Source organism: Anaeromyxobacter soli (assembly GCF_022808855.1).
GTDB classification, from domain to species: domain Bacteria; phylum Myxococcota; class Myxococcia; order Myxococcales; family Anaeromyxobacteraceae; genus Anaeromyxobacter; species Anaeromyxobacter soli.
On sequence record NZ_JAKZLF010000003.1, the window covers coordinates 183,006 to 201,388 of the forward strand.

The following is an 18,383-nucleotide window of genomic DNA, read 5'->3' on the forward strand; positions in this document are numbered from 1 at the left end:
CGCGCTCACGCGGCGTCGCGCTTCTGCACGAGCCGGGCGAGGTCGCGGGACATCGCCGCGAGCTCGGAGGCGGTCTGCAGGGACTGCCCGGAGCTCGCCTCCGCCTCGCGCGTCGCCTGCGCGACGTTCGCGATCGCCTCGTTCACCTGCTCGACCGCGGTCGCCTGCTGCTTCGTGGAGAGCTCGATCTCGCGGGCGGAGTCGGTGGTCGAGCCGACGAGGCGCGCGATCTGGGAGAACGCGGCGGCCAGCTCCGCGAACTGGCGCGCGCCCGCCTCGGCTGCCTTGGAGCCGCTCTCCGTGGCCATCACCGTCGTGTTCACCGCGGCCCGGACCTCGTCCACGAGCACGCGGATGTCCTTCGTCGAGCCGGCGACGCGGTCGGCGAGCTTGCGGATCTCCTCGGCGACCACCTGGAACCGCTTCCCCGCCTCGCCCGCGCCCGCCGCCTCGATGGTGGCGTTGATGGCGAGGATGTTGGTCTGCTCGGCGAGCTCGTTGATGATCTCGACGACGCCGCCGATGTGCTGCGACTTGCGGCCGAGGTCGAGCATGTGATCGACGATGAGCTCCACCTGGCGGCGGATGCCCCCCACCGCCTCCTGGCTGCGCTGGACCGCGTGATCCCCGGTCCGGGCGGCGGAGGCGGTGTCGGACGCGATGGACGCGACGCGCTGGGAGCTCTCCGAGATCTGCCGCGAGGTCGCGAGCAGCTCGTTGATGGTGGTCGTGATCTCGGCCATCGCGCTCGCCTGCTGCTTCGCGCCGGTCGCCTGCTGGCCCGCGGCCGCCTTGAGCTCGGCGGAGGACGTCTCCACGTGGCGGACCGCCCCGGCGATCTGGCGCGAGAGCGTGCGCCCGAGCAGGATCGCGAGCGCGGCCGCGAGGGCGACGCCGGCGACCGAGAGGACCACCACCACCCGGCTCGCGTCGGCCGCCGCCTCGGTGGACTGGCGCCGCCGCGCCTCGAGCAGCTCGCGCTGCCGGGCGATGTAGGTCTCGACCGCGGCGTTGAGCCGCTCGCGCAGGGGCCTCACGTCCCGCTCGAGCCGCGCCGCCGAGACCTCGAGCTTCTCCCGGGGAGCGTCCGCGAGGATCGCGTCCACCGCGGCCCCGTGCTCCCCCTCGACGCGGGCGACCTCGTCGAGCAGCCGGCGGAGCGCGTCGTCGTGCTCCTGCGCGAGCAGCTCGTCGAGGACGCGGCGCATCTCCCCCCGCGCCGTCCGCATCGCCTCGAGGTAGCGCGCGTCGTTCGTCATGACGTACGCCCGCGCCTCCGCCGCCTTCCTGAAGCTCATCGCGTTCAGGCGCTCGGCGCTCACGAGCCGCCGCGCCGCGAGCTCGATGACCGCGTCCTTGCTCGCCACCGTCTCGCGGAGGGAGAGGACGGCGACGCCCGCGATCGCGAGCGCGACCACGACGACGAGGGCGAACCCCAGCGCGAGCTTCTGCGAGAACGTGAGCCTTCGCTCCATGTCACTCTCCAGGTCGGTGTTCCGTGATGGCGCGCAGGACCGATGGGAGGCTCACCACCGGACGCCCCGCGCCGCCCAGCTCCGCGATCTCCGGGAGGTGGCCCAGCCCCTCCCCCGCCGCCCGCTGCAGCGCCGACGGCGGCACGAGCACGTGCCCCTCGATCGCCTCGAACGCCAGCGCGACCCGCTCCTCGCGGCCAGCGAGCAGCATCCACCGCGGCGCCTCGCCGGCGTCGGGGAGCCCGAGCAACCGGGCGAGGCTGAACACGGGCAGGACCGCCCCGCGGTGGCCGCAGACGCCGAGCACCTCGGGCCGCCGGCTCGGGACCGGCACGACGACCCTCGCCGGGAGGAGCCCGGCGCTCTCGAGCACGCGGACCGCGAGCTCGGCGCCGCCCGCGCGGAGCGCGAGCAGCGGGACCAGATCGCGCCGTGCCCCCTGGGAGGGCGCCGCGAACGCGGCGTCGAAGGCCGCCCGCAGCGCGGCGACCGTTCCCTCGAGGGTCGTCTCGTCGCTCACGCCGTCCCCCCGGATGCGCCGAGCTCGGCGCGGCACACCTCCAGCAGCCCTTCGCGCGTGAACCCGCCGCCGAGCAGGAGGATGCGCGACCCGTCCTCGCCGGCGAGCAGCACGCGGGCGCGCGCGAGCTCCCGACGCGCGAGCTCGAGATCGCCGGCGCGCTTCGCGAGGAGGCCGAGGTGGAGGCGCGGCATCGCGAACGTCGGGTCCAGGTAGAGCGCGTAGCGATCGTGGTCCGCGGCGGCGAGCGGGTCGCCCGCGTGCTCGCGGCAGAGCGCGCGGAGGTAGTGGGCCTCGGCGTTGAGCTCGTCGCGCTCGAGGATGCGCGCGCAGACGTGCTCCGCGCCCGCCAGGTCGCCGCTGCTCGTCAGGAGGACCGCGCGGAGGAGCAGCGCGTCGACGTCCTCCTCGCCGGCGGCCGGCCGCGGGCCCAGCGCGGCGAGGGCGTCGGCGAACCGCTCTCGCCGCAGGAGCTCGAGCGCGAGCGCGACGCGCGCGCCGTCGGCGGACGGGGCCGCGTCGGCCTGGGCCGGCGGGGCGTCCTGCCCGGCAGGTGCGTCCCGCGGCGCGGGCGCGCGCGCCGCCGCGGCGAACCGGGCGACGCGCTCCGAGGCGTCCTGGATGGCCTGCACCCACGCCGTCCGCGCGTCGGGCGGGGGCGTCGGCGCCGGGAGCTCCTCCTGCGTCAGGGCGGGCGCGAGCCCGCGCTCGTCGGCGCCCCGGGACTGGTAGTAGAAGGTCCCGTGCGACTGCCGCAGGTGGTAGTCGGTCGAGACGCCGCGCAGCGTCTCGGCGTGGCCGAGGAAGAGATAGCCGCCGGGCACGAGCGCGCCGGCGATCCGCGCGACCACGCGCCGGAACACCTCGGGCGAGAAGTACATGACGACGTTCCGGCAGAAGACGACGTCCCAGCTCCCGGGCGCCCACAGCTCGGGATCCTCGTCGACGAGGTTCCGCTCCTCGAACGTGACGAGGGCCCGCACGTCGTCGACCACTCGGAAGTCGCGGCCCTCCGGGCGGAAGAAGCGGGCGCGCAGCGCGGGCGACGTCTGCCGCAGCGACCAGGCCGAGTAGCGCGCCTCGCGCGCCCGGGCGATCGCGGCCGGGTTGACGTCGATCCCGTGCACGCGCACGTCCCAGGACGCGAGCTGCGGCGTAGCGCGGACGAGCATCGCGAGCGTGTACGGCTCCTCGCCCGAGGCGCACCCGGCGGACAGGAGCCGGAGCCGGCGGTCGACGCCGCGCCGGCTCACCCGGTCCGGCAGCACCGCGCCCGTGAACGCCTCCATGTCGTTGGTGTTCCGGAAGAAGTAGGTCTCGCCGACCGTGAGCCGCTCGGCCAGGGCCCGGACCTCGTCGCCGCTCGCGTCCGTCGAGAGCCTCGCGACGTACGCGTCGATGGACCGGACCCCGGTCGCCTCGGCCCGCTCGCCCGCGACCTGCGCGAGGAGGTCCAGCTTGTCGTCGTCGAACCGCAGCCCGAGCCGGGCGCCCAGCGCGCGGCGGAAGCGCTCCACCTGATCCGGGCGGGCCGGGCCGATCACGCGACGTCCTCCTGCCCGGTGATGGCGCGCCACGCGCCGTCCGGCACGATCCGCGCCGCGCGCAGGAGGACGAGCAGCTCGCCGTCGAGCGCGCCGAGCGCCTCGATGGCGCCGCCGTCCGCGGCGCCGAGGAGCGGCGTCGCCGTCCGGTCCCCGCCGGCGATCGACGCGACGCCCGTGACGGAGTCCACCGCGAGCGCGGCGGGACGAGCGCCGCAGCGGACGAGGACGAAGCGGGTCGCCGGCGCGGGGGCGACGCCGAGGAACGCGCCGAGCTCCACCACGGGGACGGCCGCGCCGCGCACCACGGCGCCCCCGAGCACGAACGGCGGGAGCCCCGCGCACGGCGTCGTGGGGAGCGGACGCAGGGTCTCGATCACCTGGGAGAGCGGGATCGCGCACGCACGCCCGCCGGCGCGGACGAGCAGGACGGATTCGCGCTTTCCTTCCGGGTCCACGACGCCTCCAGACGGGGCATTCACCGTAGGCGACCGGAGGGCCGGGCCGCAAGCATCCGAGCGCCGCTCGGTCGATCCGCCGGTCAGCCGGCGGGAGCCTGGTCGGTCGCGTCGGGACCTCGTCGAGGACTCGCGGGGGCGGAGTTCCGCCCACCGTTCTGCGCCTCGCCGGCAGCAAGCCCCCGGGACGGGAATCCCCCTGCGTGCCTCGGCCGTGGGGCCGTCCCGTGGCGGCAGTTGCTCGCGCGCGGCGCGACGCTCAGCGTCCCGACGTGAAGCCGCTCGTGTGACGGCAGGGCGAGCGGCGCGTCGTCGAAAGGGGAAGCGGAGTGAGCGGACGTCTCGGCAGGAAGTGGGTCTTCGTGGCAGCCACCCTCCTCGCGGCGTGTGGCGGCGGTGGCGGCGACGGCGCGAAGCAGCCGCAGGAGCAGCCTCCGCCGGTGGTGCCTCCGCCGGTGCAGCCGCCGGTGGATCCTCCCGTCGTCGTGCCGCCGCCCGACGCTCAGCCGGCGGTGACGCTCGCGGCGCCGGCCACCGTCGGCAGCTGGTCGTTCTACGCCGCCGAGGGAGACAAGGTCGGGGTCTACGACGCGTCGCCCGACGAGGCCGGCAACGTGTACGTGGCGGCGGGCGCGGCGGTGTTCGCGAAGGCGCGCTCCGACGCCGAGTTCAAGGCCTTCGACGCGAAGTCCGCGGGGCTCACCACGAACTGCGACGAGGCGCAGACGCTGCTGTGCCCCGTCATCTCGGTCGCCGGCGCCGCGCCGGGCCGCGCGGTGCTCGGCTTCATGGGGATGGGCACCGACGGCGACCTCGACCCGGAGTGGTGGATGTCGTCGGGCGGAGCGGACGTGGTCGACTTCGACGCGGCGGCGGGCACGCTCGCGCGCGCGCGGCACGTGTTCATCGCGGCGCCCCCGGAGCGCGTGAACGAGACGGGCGCCTACGACTTCTGGAACCTCGGCCGCAAGAAGGTCCGCCAGGTGCACCGCATCGCGGTCGAGCACGACACCGCGCGCGGCTCACACTACGGGGACGTCTGGTTCGCCGGCTCGCACGGCTCGTTCTCGGTCCTCATCGCGAACGCCGCGGAGCGCGGCTGGCACGTGGACGCCACGAAGTACCCCGGCTTCGAGGCCGCGCAGGACGTGTGGGAGCACGATCACCCGGATCTCCGCGGCGTCATCTACGAGAACGGCGTCCCCCGGAAGCCGGGCGGGGAGATGATCACCGGCACCGCCACCGCCCTCGCCATCGACCCGACGACGGGGGATCCGTGGGCCGCGAACGGCATCCGGCTCGCGGTGAAGAAGGGCGCGGGGGCGCGCGCCGACGGCTGGAACGCGCCGATGTTCCCGCCGAAGGACGGCGACTGGTCGGCCTGGACCGGGTTCTACGACGTCTGGCCGGACCCGATCTTCACGTCCGCCACCGAGTTCTGGGCGAACAACCCCGCCTACCAGGACGCGGTGAGCTCGATCTCCTTCTGCCCGGACGGGACGCTCTGGATCGCCTCCGAGATCCACGGGCTCGCGCGCCGCGCGCCGGGCGAGCCGCTCCTGGACGACGTGTTCGAGCACGTCGCCATCCCGCCGGAGTACTGCTGGGACGAGGCCGGCACGTCCGTGTGCGCGGTGTACTCGGTCGCCTGCGACCCGAAGGACGGCTCTGTCTGGGCCGGCCTCGGCTACGGCGTCATCGGCCGCTACAAGGACGGCGCCTGGACGTTCCCGGTCCCGAAGACCGCCCCGCTCTTCGCGCAGCAGAACCCGGTCGGCTCGATCCAGATCGACGCCTACGCGGGCGTGGACGGCCGGATCGTCTACTTCAGCCACATGGCGACCTGGAAGGGCGCGAACGGCGGCCTCACCGTCTACCGGGGACCGTAGCGCGCCTCACGCGGGACCGCGAGCCCGGCGCGCACCGCTCAGCGCGACCGCCGGCTCGCGGGCCCGCACCCGCGGGCCAGCACCTCGGCGCTGCCGACGAGCGCCATGTGGCTGAACGCCTGCGGGTAGTTCCCGACGAGCCGCCGCGCGCCCGGGTCGTACTGCTCGCTGAGCAGCCCCACGTCGTTCGCGAGGCTGCTCACGCGCTCGAACAGGCGCACCGCCTCGTCCCGCCGCCCGGCGAGCGCGAGCGCGTCCACCATCCAGAACGAGCAGGCGAGGAAGATCCCCTCCCCCGGCGGCAGCCCGTCGGGCGTGGTCGCGGTGTCGTAGCGGCGCACGAGGCCGTCGTCCACGAGCTCGCGCCCGATCGCGTCGATGGTCCCGAGCACGCGCGGGTCCCGCGGGGGCAGGAACCCGACCACCGGGATGACGAGCAGGCTCGCGTCGAGGTCCTTCGCGCCGTAGCGCTGCACGAACGCGCCACGCTCGACGTCGTAGCCGCGCCGGCAGACCTCCTCGTGGATCTGCTTGCGCAGCGCCCGCCAGCGCTCGACCGGGGCCTCGAGCCCGAACCGGCGCACCGCCCGGATGGCGCGGTCGAACGCGACCCACGCCATCACCTTCGAGTGCGTGAACATCTGGCGCCCGGCGCGCACCTCCCAGATCCCCTCGTCCGGCTCGTCCCAGCGCCCCTCGAGCGCCTCGAGCAGCGCCCGCTGCATGCGCCACCCCTCGGGCCGCGGCGAGAGGCCGGCCTCCTCCGCCTGGAACAGGCTGTCCATCACCTCGCCGTAGACGTCGAGCTGGAGCTGGCGGTGCGCGGCGTTGCCGACCCGCACCGGTCGCGAGCCCTCGTACCCCGCGAGCCACGGCACCTCCCGCTCGTCGAGCCGCCGCTCCCCGGCGAGGCCGTACATGATCTGCAGCTTCTCCGGATCGCCCGCGACGGCGCGGAGGAGCCAGTCCCGCCACGCCGCCGCCTCCTCGCGATAGCCCGCGTCGACGAGCGCGGTGAGCGCGAGGGTGGCGTCGCGGATCCAGCAGTAGCGGTAGTCCCAGTTGCGCACGCCGCCGAGCCGCTCGGGCAGCGAGGTCGTGGCCGCCGCCACGAGGCCTCCCGTGGGCGCGTACGTGAGCGCCTTGAGCGTGACCAGGGACCGGATGACCTCGTCGCGCCACGGGCCCTCGTGCGTGCAGCGCGCGACCCAGCCCGCCCAGAACCGCTCGGTGTTCTCCAGCTGGACGAGCGGGTCGATCGGGCGCGGCGGCGCGCGGTGCGAGGGGAACCAGGTGAGCGCGAAGGGCACCCGCTGCCCCGCCTCGACCTCGAAGGTGCGCCGCGCGCAAGCGTCCTCGAGCTCGCACGCGAGCGGCGAGCGGAGCAGCACCGCGTCCGGTCCCGCCAGCGCCTCGACCCCGCCGTCGAGCCGGCGCAGCCAGGGGCGGCGCGCGCCGTACTCCATCCTGAGCCGCAGCTCGAAGTCGATCGCGACGCGCCCCTCGACGCCCTCGACGACGCGCACGAGGTCGGGCACGTCCGCGCGCGGCGGCATGCAGTCGACGAGGCGGACACGCCCGCCGTCCACCTCGAAGTCCGTCTCGAGCACGAGCGTGCCGGGGTGGTAGCGCCGCGTCACGCGGCGCGGCGCGAGGCTCGGCGCGATGCGCCAGCGCCCGTCGTCCGGACCACCGAGCAGCGCGGCGAAGCACGCATCCGAGTCGAACCGCGGCCAGCACAGCCAGTCCACCGAACCGTCGCGGCCGACGAGGGCGGCGCTCTGCATGTCCCCGACGAGCGCGTAGTCCTCGATCCGAAGCGCCATGCCCGGGTGCTAATCCAGGCGCCTGGCGGTCGCCTCTCCCGTCGCGGCGGCGAGCGGGTTCCCCCGCGGGCTGGCGGTGCGAAGGTGGCCATCACGGCGCGGACGCGGTAACGAACGGCCGATGGGCTCCCCTCACCCCGTGACGCTGCGCCGCACCCTGTTCTCGGTCCCGAAGATGGACTGTCCGTCCGAGGAGCGGCTCATCCGGATGGCGCTCGACGGTGCCGAGATCGGAGGGCTCCGCTTCGACCTCGCCGCGCGGGAGGTCGCCGTCGTGCACGGGGGCGACGCCTCCGCGCTCCTCGCCCGCCTCGTGCCGCTCGGGCTCGGCGCAGTGGTCCTTCGGAGCGAGGCGGCGGCAGCGAGCGCCGGCGCGGTGGACACGGACGCTCGGGAGGCGGGGACGCTCCGCGCGGTCCTCGCGATCAACGCCGCGATGTTCGCGGTGGAGCTCGTGTCCGGCTGGCTCGCGCAGTCGATGGGGCTCGTCGCAGACTCGCTCGACATGCTCGCCGACGCGGCGGTGTACGCGCTGGCGCTCTACGCCGTCGGGAAGCCCGCGGCGCTCAAGGTCCGGGCCGCGCACGTCTCCGGCTGGCTGCAGGCCGCGCTCGCGCTGGGGGCGCTCGGGGACGTCGTGCGGCGGCTCGCGGCGGGCAGCGCGCCCGAGGCCCCCGCCATGATGGGGATCTCGCTCCTCGCGCTCGCCGCCAACGTCTCCTCGCTCCTCCTCGTGTCGCGCCACCGCGACGGGGGCGCGCACATGAAGGCGAGCGTCATCTTCTCGACGAACGACGTGCTCGCGAACCTGGGCGTCATCCTCGCGGGCGCCCTCGTCGCGATCACCGGCTCCCGGCTGCCCGACCTCGCGGTCGGCGCTGCGGTCGCCGCCATGGTGCTCGTGGGCGGGATCCGGATCCTGCGGCTACGTTGAGAGGACGCCGGCCGCGCGGGGCGGCCGGCGTCCTCCGCCCGTCGCTCAGGGTGCCGCGGCGGGCTGCACGCCGGCGGTGCCGTCGCACGCGTACGGACATGCGGTGCCGTCGGCGCAGGCGCCCATCGCGTACGTCCCGTCGGGGTTCGCCAGGCAGGCGCCCGGCCCCGTGCCCTCGCCCAGCATCGCCTGGCAGCGCACGCGCTGCTGCTCGAGCCAGCCGCTCATCTGACAGAGGTGCTGCTGCATCTCCGCGTGGTTCGCGAGGGCGTCCCCGGCGCACGCTACCGCCTGGTGGCGGGCGAGCTCCGTCGTCATCGCCGCGACGCCGCAGGAGAGATCGGCGCCGCCGCTCTGCATGCCCATCCCGCCGGTCATGCCCATTCCGCTCGTCCCACCCATGTGCTGGCCGTCGCCCGCGAGCGCGCCGCTCATCTGGCGCATGCGCTCCAGCGCCGGGCCGGCGGCCGCGCCGTACCGCGCCTGCGCCGCCTGGCAGGCGTCGGTGGTGCTCGCCGTGGACGCCTCGGACTGGTAGGTCTGGACCGCCGTCGCGAGGTCCCCCCGCGCCGCCTGGTACGCCTGGACCTGCGTGTCCACTCCGCCGCTCTCCGCGCCGCCGCACGCGCTCGCCAGCGCGGCGACGATCCCGAACATCCAGCTCTTCGTCCTCACGTCTCTACCTCTTGCGAGCGAGGTACTCCGCGGAGAGGCGCTCGCCTCCGGCTCCGGGCCGCGGCGTGCTCCGGCGCGCCGCGACCCCTCTCCATCGCAGTCGGCGTGCCACCGCTGCCGCAGCCCCGAAACGGCTGCATTTCAGGCGGATGTGAGCGCGGCCGGGGCACGCGGCACCGTACCATCCGGTACGCTCGACCGTACTGCACGGGACACCGGCGGGGCGAATCCCCGGCGTCCGCGCCGGGTTGCGAGCGGCACGAAGCGTGCTTTTCGCATCGTTGCCGCCGCGGGCGGCTCCCAGGAGAATGAGTCCATGCGCCAAGCCCCCCTCGCCGCCCTCGCCCTCGCCGCCGCGCTCGGCCCTCTCGCCGCCTCCGCCGACGACGAGACGATGCGCGCCGCCCACGAGGCGGTCCGGGAGGCCCTGCTCGAGCGCGCGTCGCTTCCGGAGCGCCCGCCCTCGCTCCCCGACGGCGACCTGATGGCACCGGGTGCCCGCGCCGAGCGGGAGCGCCGCGAGGAGGCCTCGCGGGCCGCCCACGACCGCGCCGCCCGTCACGGCGAGCAGCAGCGCGCGCGCCACGTCGGTCGCGACCGCGACCACGGGGCCGACGCGGGCCACCGGAGCGGGATGCACCCGGGGGACTCGGCGGGTGACTGCCGCGACGCGGCCGGGGCGGTGCGCACGCGCGAGATGCACGGCGGGATGGAAGGCGGTCACATGGGCGGTGGCATGGACGGCGGCCACATGGGCGGGAGATGAGCGGAGTCGTCGTGCTGCAGGCCGCCGCCCTCGCAGTCCTGGTCGCCGCGAACGCGCCGGCGGGCGGCGCCGAGTCGCATCTCCTCGCCGGAGCGGCGCACTTCCGGGCCGAGCGCTACGACGCGGCGCTCGTCGAGTTCCGCGTCGCCGAGAAGCTCGGGGAGCCGGAGGCAGCCGGGTACGCGGGCGCGGCGCTCGTGAAGCTCGACCGCTTCGAGGAGGCGGTCGAGACGTTCGAGACCGCCGGCGACGGCGGCCTTCCGCTCCACGATTACTACCGCGCCCTGGCCTGCTACGGCGCCCGGCTCTACACCTGCGCCGACCGGCTCCTCGCGGGCCTCGGCGACCGCTCCGGCCCGCGCATCGCCGAGCAGGCGCGCGCCATCCGCGCCGAGCTCGCCCCCGCCCTCGCGGCGGCCCCCTCGGAGACGACCCTCGCCTGGTACCGCGCCCGCTGCCAGGCCCGCCGCGCGGAAGGCCGCGCTGCGCTCGCCGCGGCCTACTGCCGGGAGGCGGACGCGCTCGCGACGCGAGCCGGCACGACGCGAGCCGCGGACCCGGACGGCGACGTCACGCCGCGGAACGGAGGCTGAGGTGCTCGCTCCCCTCCTCTCGCTCGCGCTCGCCGCCATGGATCCCTGCGCGCCGGTCGAGCCGCTCCCGCCCGATCCGGCCGCCGCGCAGGCTTACCGCGCCGTCGGCGACTCCGAGCTCGCCGCGGGGGCGCGGGACAGCGCCGCGGCGGCGTACCGCGAGGCGCTCGCGCGCGATCCCGTCGACGCGGCCTCGCGCGCCGCGCTCGCGCGGCTCTGCGCCGCCCGCGGCGAGGACCCGTTCCAGGAGGGCCTCCGCAAGCTCGACGCGGAGGATCTCGCGGGCGCGGCGCGCGCGTTCGAGGCGGCGTTCGCCGCGGATGGCAGCGCCCCGGCCGCGCTCCTCGGCGGCATCGCCCGCTACGAGCTGGGCGACGACGCATCCGCCGAGCGGCTCCTGCGCGCGGCCGAGCGGGAGCCCGCGCACCGCGAGGAGGCGCGCTTCTACCTGGGGCTCGTCGCGCTGCGCGCCGGCGACGGGACGCGGGCCGCGTCGCTCCTCGAGGGCGCGGCGGCGAACCCGGCGCTCGCGAGCCCCGCCCTGGATCTCGCCCGCCTCGCCCGGAGAGATGGCCGGCTCGTCCTGTCGTTCCTCGCCGAGTCCGGCTGGGACTCGAACGTCAACCTGGGCCCGGGCGGCCCCGAAGGCGTCGCGCCCAGGTCCGACGGCACGGCGTCGCTCTCCGCCTCGGCCCTGTGGCGCCCGCGAGGCGCCCGCGGTCCGTACCTGCGCGCCGGCGGGCTCTGGCACGAGCTCGCCCGGCTCGACGCGTACGATCTGGGCGGGGTCGAGGCGGCCGCCGGCTGGCAGCTCCGCGCCGGAAACCGTGGCGCGGCCGCGGAGTACGAGTACGCGCACCGGGCCCTCGGCGGAGAGGACTACCTGGGCGCCCATCGGCTCCTCGCCTCGGGCTGGCTGCGCCGCGGCCGGGCGGCCGTGACCGGAAGCTACGCCGTGCGCTTCGAGTCTTACGCCGGCAACTGGTCGCCGTTCTCCGGAGTCCTGCAGCGGGCCGAGGCGCGCGCCTCGCTCGACGCGACCTCGCGGCTCCGGCTCGGCGTCGCGTACGCCGGCGCGCGGGACGCCGCGGACGAGCCCGTCCTCTCCTTCTGGGAGCACGGCCCGCGCGCCGAGGCGCGCGTCCTCCTCGGGCGCGCCCGGCTGGGGGTCGATCTCGGGCTCACCTTCCGGTCCTACGACGCGTTCGACGCCGCGCTCGGCGCCCGGCGCCGCGACACCTACCTCGACGGCGCGACGTTCCTTGAGGTGGATCTCGCCGACCGCTGGATCGCGCGGGCGGGCGTCGTCGGCCGGCACGCGCTGTCCAACGTCGACGCCCTCTCCTACGACCAGGTCGCGCCCTCGGTGGCGATCGGTTACACGCTGGGACGGTAGTGTCCCTCGCGCGCATTCCCCTCGCCGCGGCCGCCGTCGGCCTCGCCGTCGCGCTCACCGCGACGCTGTCCCTGCATCGCTCCGCGACTGGCGCGCTCGATCGGGTCCTCGAGGAGCGGCTCCGCGGCGCGGGCACCGCCGCGGCCGAGCTCCTCGCCGACGTCCCCCCGACCTCCCAGCGCCTGCGCGCCATCATGACGGCGAACGCGCTCGAGGGAGCGTACGTGCTCTCGCCGGAGCTCGTCGTGCTCGCCGACGCGACCGGGCCCGCGGGTGCGCGGGCGGACCTCTTGCGCGTGGACGCGGGTCGCGTCGCGCGCGCGCTCCGCGGCGAGGCCTCGATCGCGTTCGGGTACGCCGTCGGCGACCTGCCCGTCGCGACCGGCTACTTCCCGATCCGGGGACCGGACGCCCCCCGCGCGGTGCTGGCCCTCGAGGCGGGCGAGTCGTTCGCGCAGGCGCGGGCGGGGGTCCGGCGTGCGCTCCTCGTGGCGGTCGTCGTCTCGGTGCTCGGGGCGCTGAGCCTGGCCGCGCTCGGGATCCACTGGGCGCGCGGCGAGGCGCAGCGCCGCGTCGGCGCAGAGCGGGCCGCGCGCGGCGACGCCCTCGCGCGGATGGGGGCCATGGTCGCCCACGAGATCCGCAACCCGCTCGGCGTGATCCGCGGTGCGGTCGAGCTCGTCCGCGAGCGGACCGCGGGCGCGCTCGGCCCGCGCGACCGGGAGGCGCTGGAGGACGTGCTCGGCGAGGTCGAGCGGCTCCGGCGGCTCACCGACGACTTCCTCGACCTCGCGCGCGAGCCGTCGATCTCGCCCGCGGAGCTGGACGCGGCCGCGGTGGCGGACGAGGCCGCCCGCGGGCTCGCGCGCTCCCACCCGCGGGTGGAGGTCCGGCTCGCGGTCCCGCCGCTCCCCGTGCGCGCCGATCCCGCGCGCCTGCGGCAGGTGCTCTCGAACCTCCTCCAGAACGCCGCCGAGGCCGGCGCCAGGCGAATCGAGATCCGGGGGTCGGCCGTGGACGGCGCGGTGGTCCTCGAGGTGCGGGACGACGGGCGCGGGATCGATCCCGCGCTGCGCGCGCGGCTGTTCGAGCCGTTCGCGACGGGGCGCAAGGACGGCGCGGGGCTGGGGCTCGCCATCGCGCGCAGGATCGTGGAGCGGCACGGCGGCGAGCTGCGGCTCGTCGCGGGGCCCGGGCCGGGCGCTGCGTTCGAGGTGCGCCTGCCCCGGAGCACTGGATAGGAGCCTCTCATGGCGCGGATCCTGGTCGTGGACGACGAGCCGAAGCTCGGGAAGCTCGTCGCCGAGATGCTGGAGCTCGACGGACACGAGCTCGAGCGCGCCACCTCCGGGCGCGACGCGCTCGTCCGGCTCGCGGCCTCGCGCTTCGACCTCGTGGTCACGGACCTGCGCATGCCAGACGTGGACGGGCTCGCCGTGCTGCGCGCCGCGCGGGCCCTCCCGCAGCCGCCCGACGTGATCGTCATGACCGCCTACGCCTCCGCCGAGTCGGCGGTCGAGGCGATGAAGGCGGGCGCCGTCGACTACGTGACGAAGCCGTTCTCCATGGACGAGCTCCGGCTCCGCGTCCGCCGCCTCGTCTCGCAGCGCGGCGCCGAGGCGCGGGAGGCCCGGCTCGTCGCCCGGCTCACGCCCGAGCTCGTCGCGGAGAGCCCCGCCATGCGCGCGGCGCTGCAGGCGGCCCGCCAGGTCGCGGCGACGGACGCGACCGTGCTGCTCCTCGGCGAGAGCGGCACGGGCAAGTCGCAGCTCGCGCGGTTCATCCACTACCAGGGGCGCCGGGCCGCCGGCCCGCTCGTCGAGGTGCACTGCGCGGCGCTGCCGGAGACGCTCCTCGAGGGCGAGCTCTTCGGCCACGAGAAGGGGGCCTTCACCGGCGCGACCCAGCGCAAGGCCGGCCACCTCGCCGCCGCGGACCGCGGCACCCTGTTCCTGGACGAGATCGGCGAGATCACCCAGCCCACGCAGGTGAAGCTCCTGCGCTTCCTGCAGGATCGCCGCTTCGTGCCGCTCGGCGCGACCGAGGAGCGGACGGTGGACGTGCGGGTCGTGTCCGCGACGAACCGCGACCTCGCGGGCGCCGTCGCGGAGGGCGCCTTCCGCGAGGACCTGTTCTACCGCCTGAACGTGTTCGCCATCGCGGTGCCGCCGCTGCGGGACCGGCGCGAGGACGTGCTCCCCCTCGCGGAGCGCTTCCTGGCCGCCCGCGGCCTGCCGCCCGAGAAGCTCGGCCCGAGCGCGCGCGAGCGGCTCGTCCAGCACCGCTGGCCGGGGAACGTGCGCGAGCTCGAGAACGTCCTCGAGCGGGCGCTCATCCTCGCCGGCGAGGACGAGCTCCGGGCGGAGCACGTCGCCCCGGGGACCGCGCAGCGCGCGCGCCGCGTGGGCGACCTGCTCGTCGAGGGCTTCAGCCTCGACGCGCTCGAGCGCGAGCTCCTCCACGCCGCGCTCGAGCGCGCGGGCGGGAACAAGACGCACGCCGCCCGGATGCTGGGCGTCACCCGGCGCCGCCTCTACTCGCTCCTCGCGAGCCACGAGGGCGAGGGCGGCCCGGAGTCCGACGTGCCGTGAGCGGCTGCCGGTGTCGGCGCCCGCTGCACGGCGAACGTGCGGGCGTGCGGCGGCTTTGCTAAACAGCCCGGATGCGCATCGTGGTCGTCGGAGCAGGGGGCGTGGGCGGGCTGCTCGGGGGGCTGCTCGCCCGCTCGGGCGTCGAGGTCGCCGTCGTCGCGCGCGGCGCGCACCTCGAGGCGATCCGGCGGGACGGGCTCGCGGTCGATTCGTCGCTCGGCGCGTTCACCGTGCGCGTCGCCGCGGACGCAGCGCCCGGTGCGCTCGGACCGGCCGACGCGGTGCTGGTGGCGGTGAAGGCGTGGCAGATCGCGGAGGTCGCCCCCTCCCTCGCGCCGCTCGTCGCGCAGGGCGGCGTCGCCGTCCCGCTGCAGAACGGCGTGGAGGCGGCCGACCGGCTTGCGGAGGCGCTCGGCCCCGAGCACGTCGCGGGCGGGACCATCAACGTCCTCTCCTGGATCGCCGGCGCGGGGCGCGTGCAGCACGTCGGGCCACCCCCGCGCCTCGCCATGGGCGAGCGAGGCGCCCTCGCCGCGGCGCCCTCCCCGCGCCTCGAGGCCGTCGCCGCGGTCCTGAGGGCCGCGGGCGCGGAGGCGGCGGTCACCCCGGAGATCGAGACCGCCATCTGGGAGAAGTTCCTCTTCGTCGAGCCGCTCGGGGCGATCGGCGCCGTGACGCGCGCCCCCGTGGGCGTCCTCCGCGCCGTCCCCGAGACCCGCGCCCTCCTCGCCGCGGCGCAGGAGGAGATCGCCGCGCTCGCCCGCGCGCGGGGCGTGGCCCTCCCGCCGGACGCCGCCGCCCGGGCGCTCAAGCGCGTGGACGGGGTCCAGCCCGACGGGACGATCTCCATGCAGCGCGACGTCGGCGCGGCCCGTCCGTCGGAGCTCGAAGATCAGCCCGGGGCGGTGGTGCGCCTCGCCCGCGCCGCGGGCGTACCGGCGCCGGTCCACGAGGCGCTGCTCGCGGCGCTGCTCCCGCAGGAGCTCGCGGCGCGCGGGCGGATCGAGCCGTTCACGCGGACCTGACGGCGACGCCGCGGCGGGCTTCACGGCCGCGACCGGAGCCCGACGAGGAGCGTGAGGTCGGCCCCACGGTACGGGCTGAAGACGTTCTCCGCGATCCCCGCCTGCAGCTCGACGCGGCGGGCGAGCGCGAACGTCGCTCCCCCGAGCACGTAAGCCGTCGCGCGGTCGACCTGGCCGAGGCCGGAGCCGGCGAGCGGCGAGAGATGGCCGCTCGCCTGGACCTGGAGCGCCACGCGTTCCCCGAGGCCCAGCGTCCAGCCCAGGTTCGCCGCGCCGTAGGGTCGCGTCGTCACGTTCACCTCCGGAAGGCGAGCGGTGGGAACCCCGAGGTCGAGCTGGAGTCGCACCGCGCTCGCGGTCCAGCGGAAGCCCGCGAGCACGCTGGCGCCGAGATCGAGCTCCTCGCTCCCGTAGGGCAGCCTTCCCGTGGGGAGCTTGAGCGCGCCGCGCACGGAGAGCGCTCCGCGTCCCAGGTTCGCGACGCTCACCTTGAGCCCGGCCCAGACGTCTCCCACGCCGGCGCCCGGGCCGTCCCGCGAGACCTCGCCGCCCCCACGGCGCGCGAGCTCGAAGCGGGCGACGTTCCGGGGACGGCCTCTTCGCTGCGGGTTCGACGCGTGGAACAGGCGCTCCGCGAGCTCGATGGCCCGGTCGAGAAAGCCGCCGGAGTCCACCACGAAGGGCACCGCGAGCTGCGCCTCGACCCCGCGCGCGATCCCTCGGCGCAGGAACAGCGTGGGCTGCGCCGCCTCGACGTGGACGTCGAGGGTGAACCGCTCGTTCTCCGCGACGAGGAGGCTGTTGGCGTATAGCAGGCGCAGCTCGAGCGCGAGCCGCCGGGCCGCGAGCGTCTCCGGCGCCTCGAAGGGGAGCTGGAGGAACAGCCGCGCCAGCGGCGCCGGCTCCTGCCACGCGAGGGGCGGCGGAGCCACGGCGGCTGCGCCCGCGGGGGCGTCCACCGCGCCGGCGCGGACGGCCCCGCAGATCGGCGCGAGCGCCATGATCGCGGCGAGCGCTCTCACACCGGTACGTCTTCCCTCCCGATCAGCGGAGCGCCAGCGCCGGCGAGCGTCGCGCCCGCGGGGATCGCTCGCGCACATGGCGGCACATCGCCGCTCATCGCCGCATGGCCGGCAGCCGGCCGTGCGCGCGACGGGCCGCCCGTGTCGTTGTAAGAAGGGACGCATGAAGCCCGAATCCTGGAGGAACTCCGTGCTCCGCAGACCTCAGCGCCTCACCCCGCTCGCCCTCGCCGCGGCGCTCGCCGCGACGCTCGCCTGCGGCGGCTCCGACAAGAAGTCCTCGTGTGACGTGGCCAAGCAGACCGGCTGCGCCTCCGGCCAGGTGTGCGAGGTGCTCGAGGGCGGGACGAGCCTCTGCACGCAGCCGCTCGTCATCCGCGGCAACGTGTTCGACCTCGGCACCGCCGCGGGCATCGAGAGCGCCCGCGTGGTCGCGCTCGACGCGAACCGCTCGCCCATCAGCACCGTCGCGATCACCGACGCCGCGGGCGACTTCAGCATCCAGGTCGCGAACGCCCGGTCGAAGGACGGCAAGCCGGTCGCGCGCGACGTCTTCCTCCGCGCCGACGCGGCGGGATACGCGACGTTCCCGTCGGGCATCCGCGAGGCGCTGCCCGTCAACACCGCCGCGGCCGCTCTCGTGGACGGGCGCTACGAGCTCGCCGACCCGCAGACCACCGACGTGGGCCTGCTCGAGCTCCCCTCCGCCGGCACCGGGACGATCTCCGGCACGGCCGCGGTCCCGGCGAACCAGCCGGGCGTGCTCGTGGTCGCGGAGCCCGCCGCGGGCGGACCCGGGTCGAGCGCGCTCGCCGACCGCAACGGCGACTACGCGATCTTCAACCTCGCCCCCGGCGACTACACGGTCCAGGCGTACGCGCGCGGCGCGGTCCACGCTCCCCGGACCGCGACGGTGGCCGCGGATGCGGTGACCGACGTGGATCTCTCCCTCGTCTCCGGGGCGGCGGGTGCGAAGGTCACCGGGCAGGTCAGCCTCGTGAACCGCGGCGCCGGCACGGGCACGTCCGTGGTCCTCGTCGTCGAGTCCACCTTCGACCCTGCCCTCCTCCGCGGCGAGACGCCCCCTGGCCTGCGCGCTCCCGGGCCGAGCACGGCGCCGAACCTCGACGGCGCCTTCGAGATCGCGGGCGTCCCGCCCGGCCGCTACGTCGCGCTCGCGGCGTTCGAGAACGACTTCCTCGTGCGCGACCCGGACGTCTGCCAGGGTGGGACCGAGCTCGTGCACTTCGACGTGACCGGCGCGCAGCCGGTGTCGCTCGAGACCTTCAAGATCACGGGCTCGCTCGACGTCATCTCTCCCGGCGCGGACGGCCCGGAGCTCCTCACCACGGCCAGCCCGATCATCTTCTCCTGGGTGGACGACAGCTCGGAGACGGCCTACGAGATCACCGTGGTGGACGCCTTCGGCAACGAGGTGCTCCCCCCCACGCGGATCCCCGGCGTGAGCGGAGGGACGCCGACGTTCACGTATCCCGGCACGCTCGCTCCCGGCTACTACCAGTTCAAGGTGAAGTCGGTGAAGGGCCTCTGCACCCCGCCCGGCGCCTCGAGCCCGGTCACCCAGTACATCTCGCAGACCGAGGACCTGAAGGGCGTCTTCATCGTGCCCTGACGGTCCTCCTCGGCGATCGATCCCCGGCCGCGTCCG

The 18,383-nt window shown here is 75.9% G+C and carries 16 protein-coding genes; 9 read left to right on the forward strand and 7 right to left on the reverse strand.

The annotated features are described in order from the left end of the window. Nucleotides 1-5: 5 nt before the first annotated feature. The 4 genes from MLV88_RS04225 to MLV88_RS04240 are packed head-to-tail and all read right to left on the reverse strand — an operon-like array spanning nucleotide 6 to nucleotide 3,997. Nucleotides 6-1,475, reverse strand: a complete 1,470-nt coding sequence (locus tag MLV88_RS04225; protein ID WP_242338098.1) for a methyl-accepting chemotaxis protein — start codon at nucleotides 1,473-1,475, stop codon at nucleotides 6-8. Between the two features lies 1 nt (nucleotide 1,476). Further along, nucleotides 1,477-1,995 carry a chemotaxis protein CheW gene (locus tag MLV88_RS04230; RefSeq protein WP_242338100.1) on the reverse strand — a complete coding sequence of 173 codons (519 nt, stop codon included), beginning with the start codon at nucleotides 1,993-1,995 and terminating at the stop codon, nucleotides 1,477-1,479. Then, nucleotides 1,992-3,539 (reverse strand): CheR family methyltransferase, encoded by a 1,548-nt coding sequence (locus MLV88_RS04235; RefSeq protein ID WP_242360127.1) that lies wholly within the window; start codon nucleotides 3,537-3,539, stop codon nucleotides 1,992-1,994. Before MLV88_RS04235 ends, MLV88_RS04230 begins: the two co-directional genes overlap by 4 nt. Beyond that, nucleotides 3,536-3,997: a chemotaxis protein CheW gene (locus tag MLV88_RS04240; protein WP_242337392.1), complete on the reverse strand. Its 462-nt coding sequence runs from the start codon at nucleotides 3,995-3,997 to the stop codon at nucleotides 3,536-3,538. The genes MLV88_RS04235 and MLV88_RS04240 overlap by 4 nt, the downstream gene beginning before the upstream one ends. A 362-nt stretch (nucleotides 3,998-4,359) precedes the next feature. Here MLV88_RS04240 and MLV88_RS04245 point away from each other — a divergent pair, with 362 nt between their 5' ends. Next, entirely contained in the window at nucleotides 4,360-5,886 is a 1,527-nt protein-coding gene (locus MLV88_RS04245; RefSeq protein WP_242360128.1) for a hypothetical protein, read from the forward strand. A gap of 38 nt (nucleotides 5,887-5,924) precedes the next feature. Here MLV88_RS04245 and MLV88_RS04250 read toward each other — a convergent pair whose 3' ends face one another. Then, nucleotides 5,925-7,712: a glycoside hydrolase family 15 protein gene (locus tag MLV88_RS04250; protein ID WP_242337388.1), complete on the reverse strand. Its 1,788-nt coding sequence runs from the start codon at nucleotides 7,710-7,712 to the stop codon at nucleotides 5,925-5,927. A gap of 121 nt (nucleotides 7,713-7,833) precedes the next feature. Between MLV88_RS04250 and MLV88_RS04255 the strand changes: the two genes are divergently transcribed. Beyond that, a complete protein-coding gene (locus MLV88_RS04255) occupies nucleotides 7,834-8,646 on the forward strand; it encodes a cation transporter (RefSeq protein WP_242337386.1) in 813 nt (270 codons plus the stop codon). A 45-nt stretch (nucleotides 8,647-8,691) separates the two neighbouring features. Here MLV88_RS04255 and MLV88_RS04260 read toward each other — a convergent pair whose 3' ends face one another. Next, nucleotides 8,692-9,321: a hypothetical protein gene (locus tag MLV88_RS04260; RefSeq protein ID WP_242337385.1), complete on the reverse strand. Its 630-nt coding sequence runs from the start codon at nucleotides 9,319-9,321 to the stop codon at nucleotides 8,692-8,694. A gap of 316 nt (nucleotides 9,322-9,637) precedes the next feature. Between MLV88_RS04260 and MLV88_RS04265 the strand changes: the two genes are divergently transcribed. From MLV88_RS04265 to MLV88_RS04290, 6 genes are all read left to right on the forward strand, one after another. Then, nucleotides 9,638-10,087 carry a hypothetical protein gene (locus MLV88_RS04265; RefSeq protein WP_242337383.1) on the forward strand — a complete coding sequence of 150 codons (450 nt, stop codon included), beginning with the start codon at nucleotides 9,638-9,640 and terminating at the stop codon, nucleotides 10,085-10,087. Next, entirely contained in the window at nucleotides 10,084-10,680 is a 597-nt protein-coding gene (locus tag MLV88_RS04270) for a hypothetical protein (protein ID WP_242337381.1), read from the forward strand. Before MLV88_RS04265 ends, MLV88_RS04270 begins: the two co-directional genes overlap by 4 nt. A gap of 1 nt (nucleotide 10,681) precedes the next feature. After that, the gene (locus tag MLV88_RS04275; protein WP_242337379.1) at nucleotides 10,682-12,076 is read left to right on the forward strand and encodes a hypothetical protein; all 1,395 of its coding nucleotides are present in this window, start codon (nucleotides 10,682-10,684) and stop codon (nucleotides 12,074-12,076) included. Further along, nucleotides 12,076-13,317, forward strand: coding sequence for a sensor histidine kinase (locus MLV88_RS24470; protein WP_242337376.1), 1,242 nt, complete (start codon nucleotides 12,076-12,078; stop codon nucleotides 13,315-13,317). The genes MLV88_RS04275 and MLV88_RS24470 overlap by 1 nt, the downstream gene beginning before the upstream one ends. A gap of 9 nt (nucleotides 13,318-13,326) precedes the next feature. After that, on the forward strand, nucleotides 13,327-14,667 hold the full coding sequence (locus MLV88_RS04285) for a sigma-54-dependent transcriptional regulator (protein WP_242360129.1): 1,341 nt from the start codon (nucleotides 13,327-13,329) through the stop codon (nucleotides 14,665-14,667). A gap of 71 nt (nucleotides 14,668-14,738) precedes the next feature. Then, entirely contained in the window at nucleotides 14,739-15,692 is a 954-nt protein-coding gene (locus MLV88_RS04290; protein WP_242353130.1) for a ketopantoate reductase family protein, read from the forward strand. 20 nt (nucleotides 15,693-15,712) lie between these two features. Here the strand turns inward: MLV88_RS04290 and MLV88_RS04295 are convergent, their stop codons facing one another. Then, nucleotides 15,713-16,714, reverse strand: coding sequence for a DUF3187 family protein (locus tag MLV88_RS04295; RefSeq protein ID WP_242337371.1), 1,002 nt, complete (start codon nucleotides 16,712-16,714; stop codon nucleotides 15,713-15,715). Nucleotides 16,715-16,877: 163 nt separating this feature from the next. On the opposite strand from MLV88_RS04295, the gene MLV88_RS04300 reads away from it, so the two are divergent. Continuing rightward, on the forward strand, nucleotides 16,878-18,347 hold the full coding sequence (locus MLV88_RS04300) for a carboxypeptidase-like regulatory domain-containing protein (protein ID WP_242337369.1): 1,470 nt from the start codon (nucleotides 16,878-16,880) through the stop codon (nucleotides 18,345-18,347). The last annotated feature ends 36 nt before the right edge of the window (nucleotides 18,348-18,383 follow it).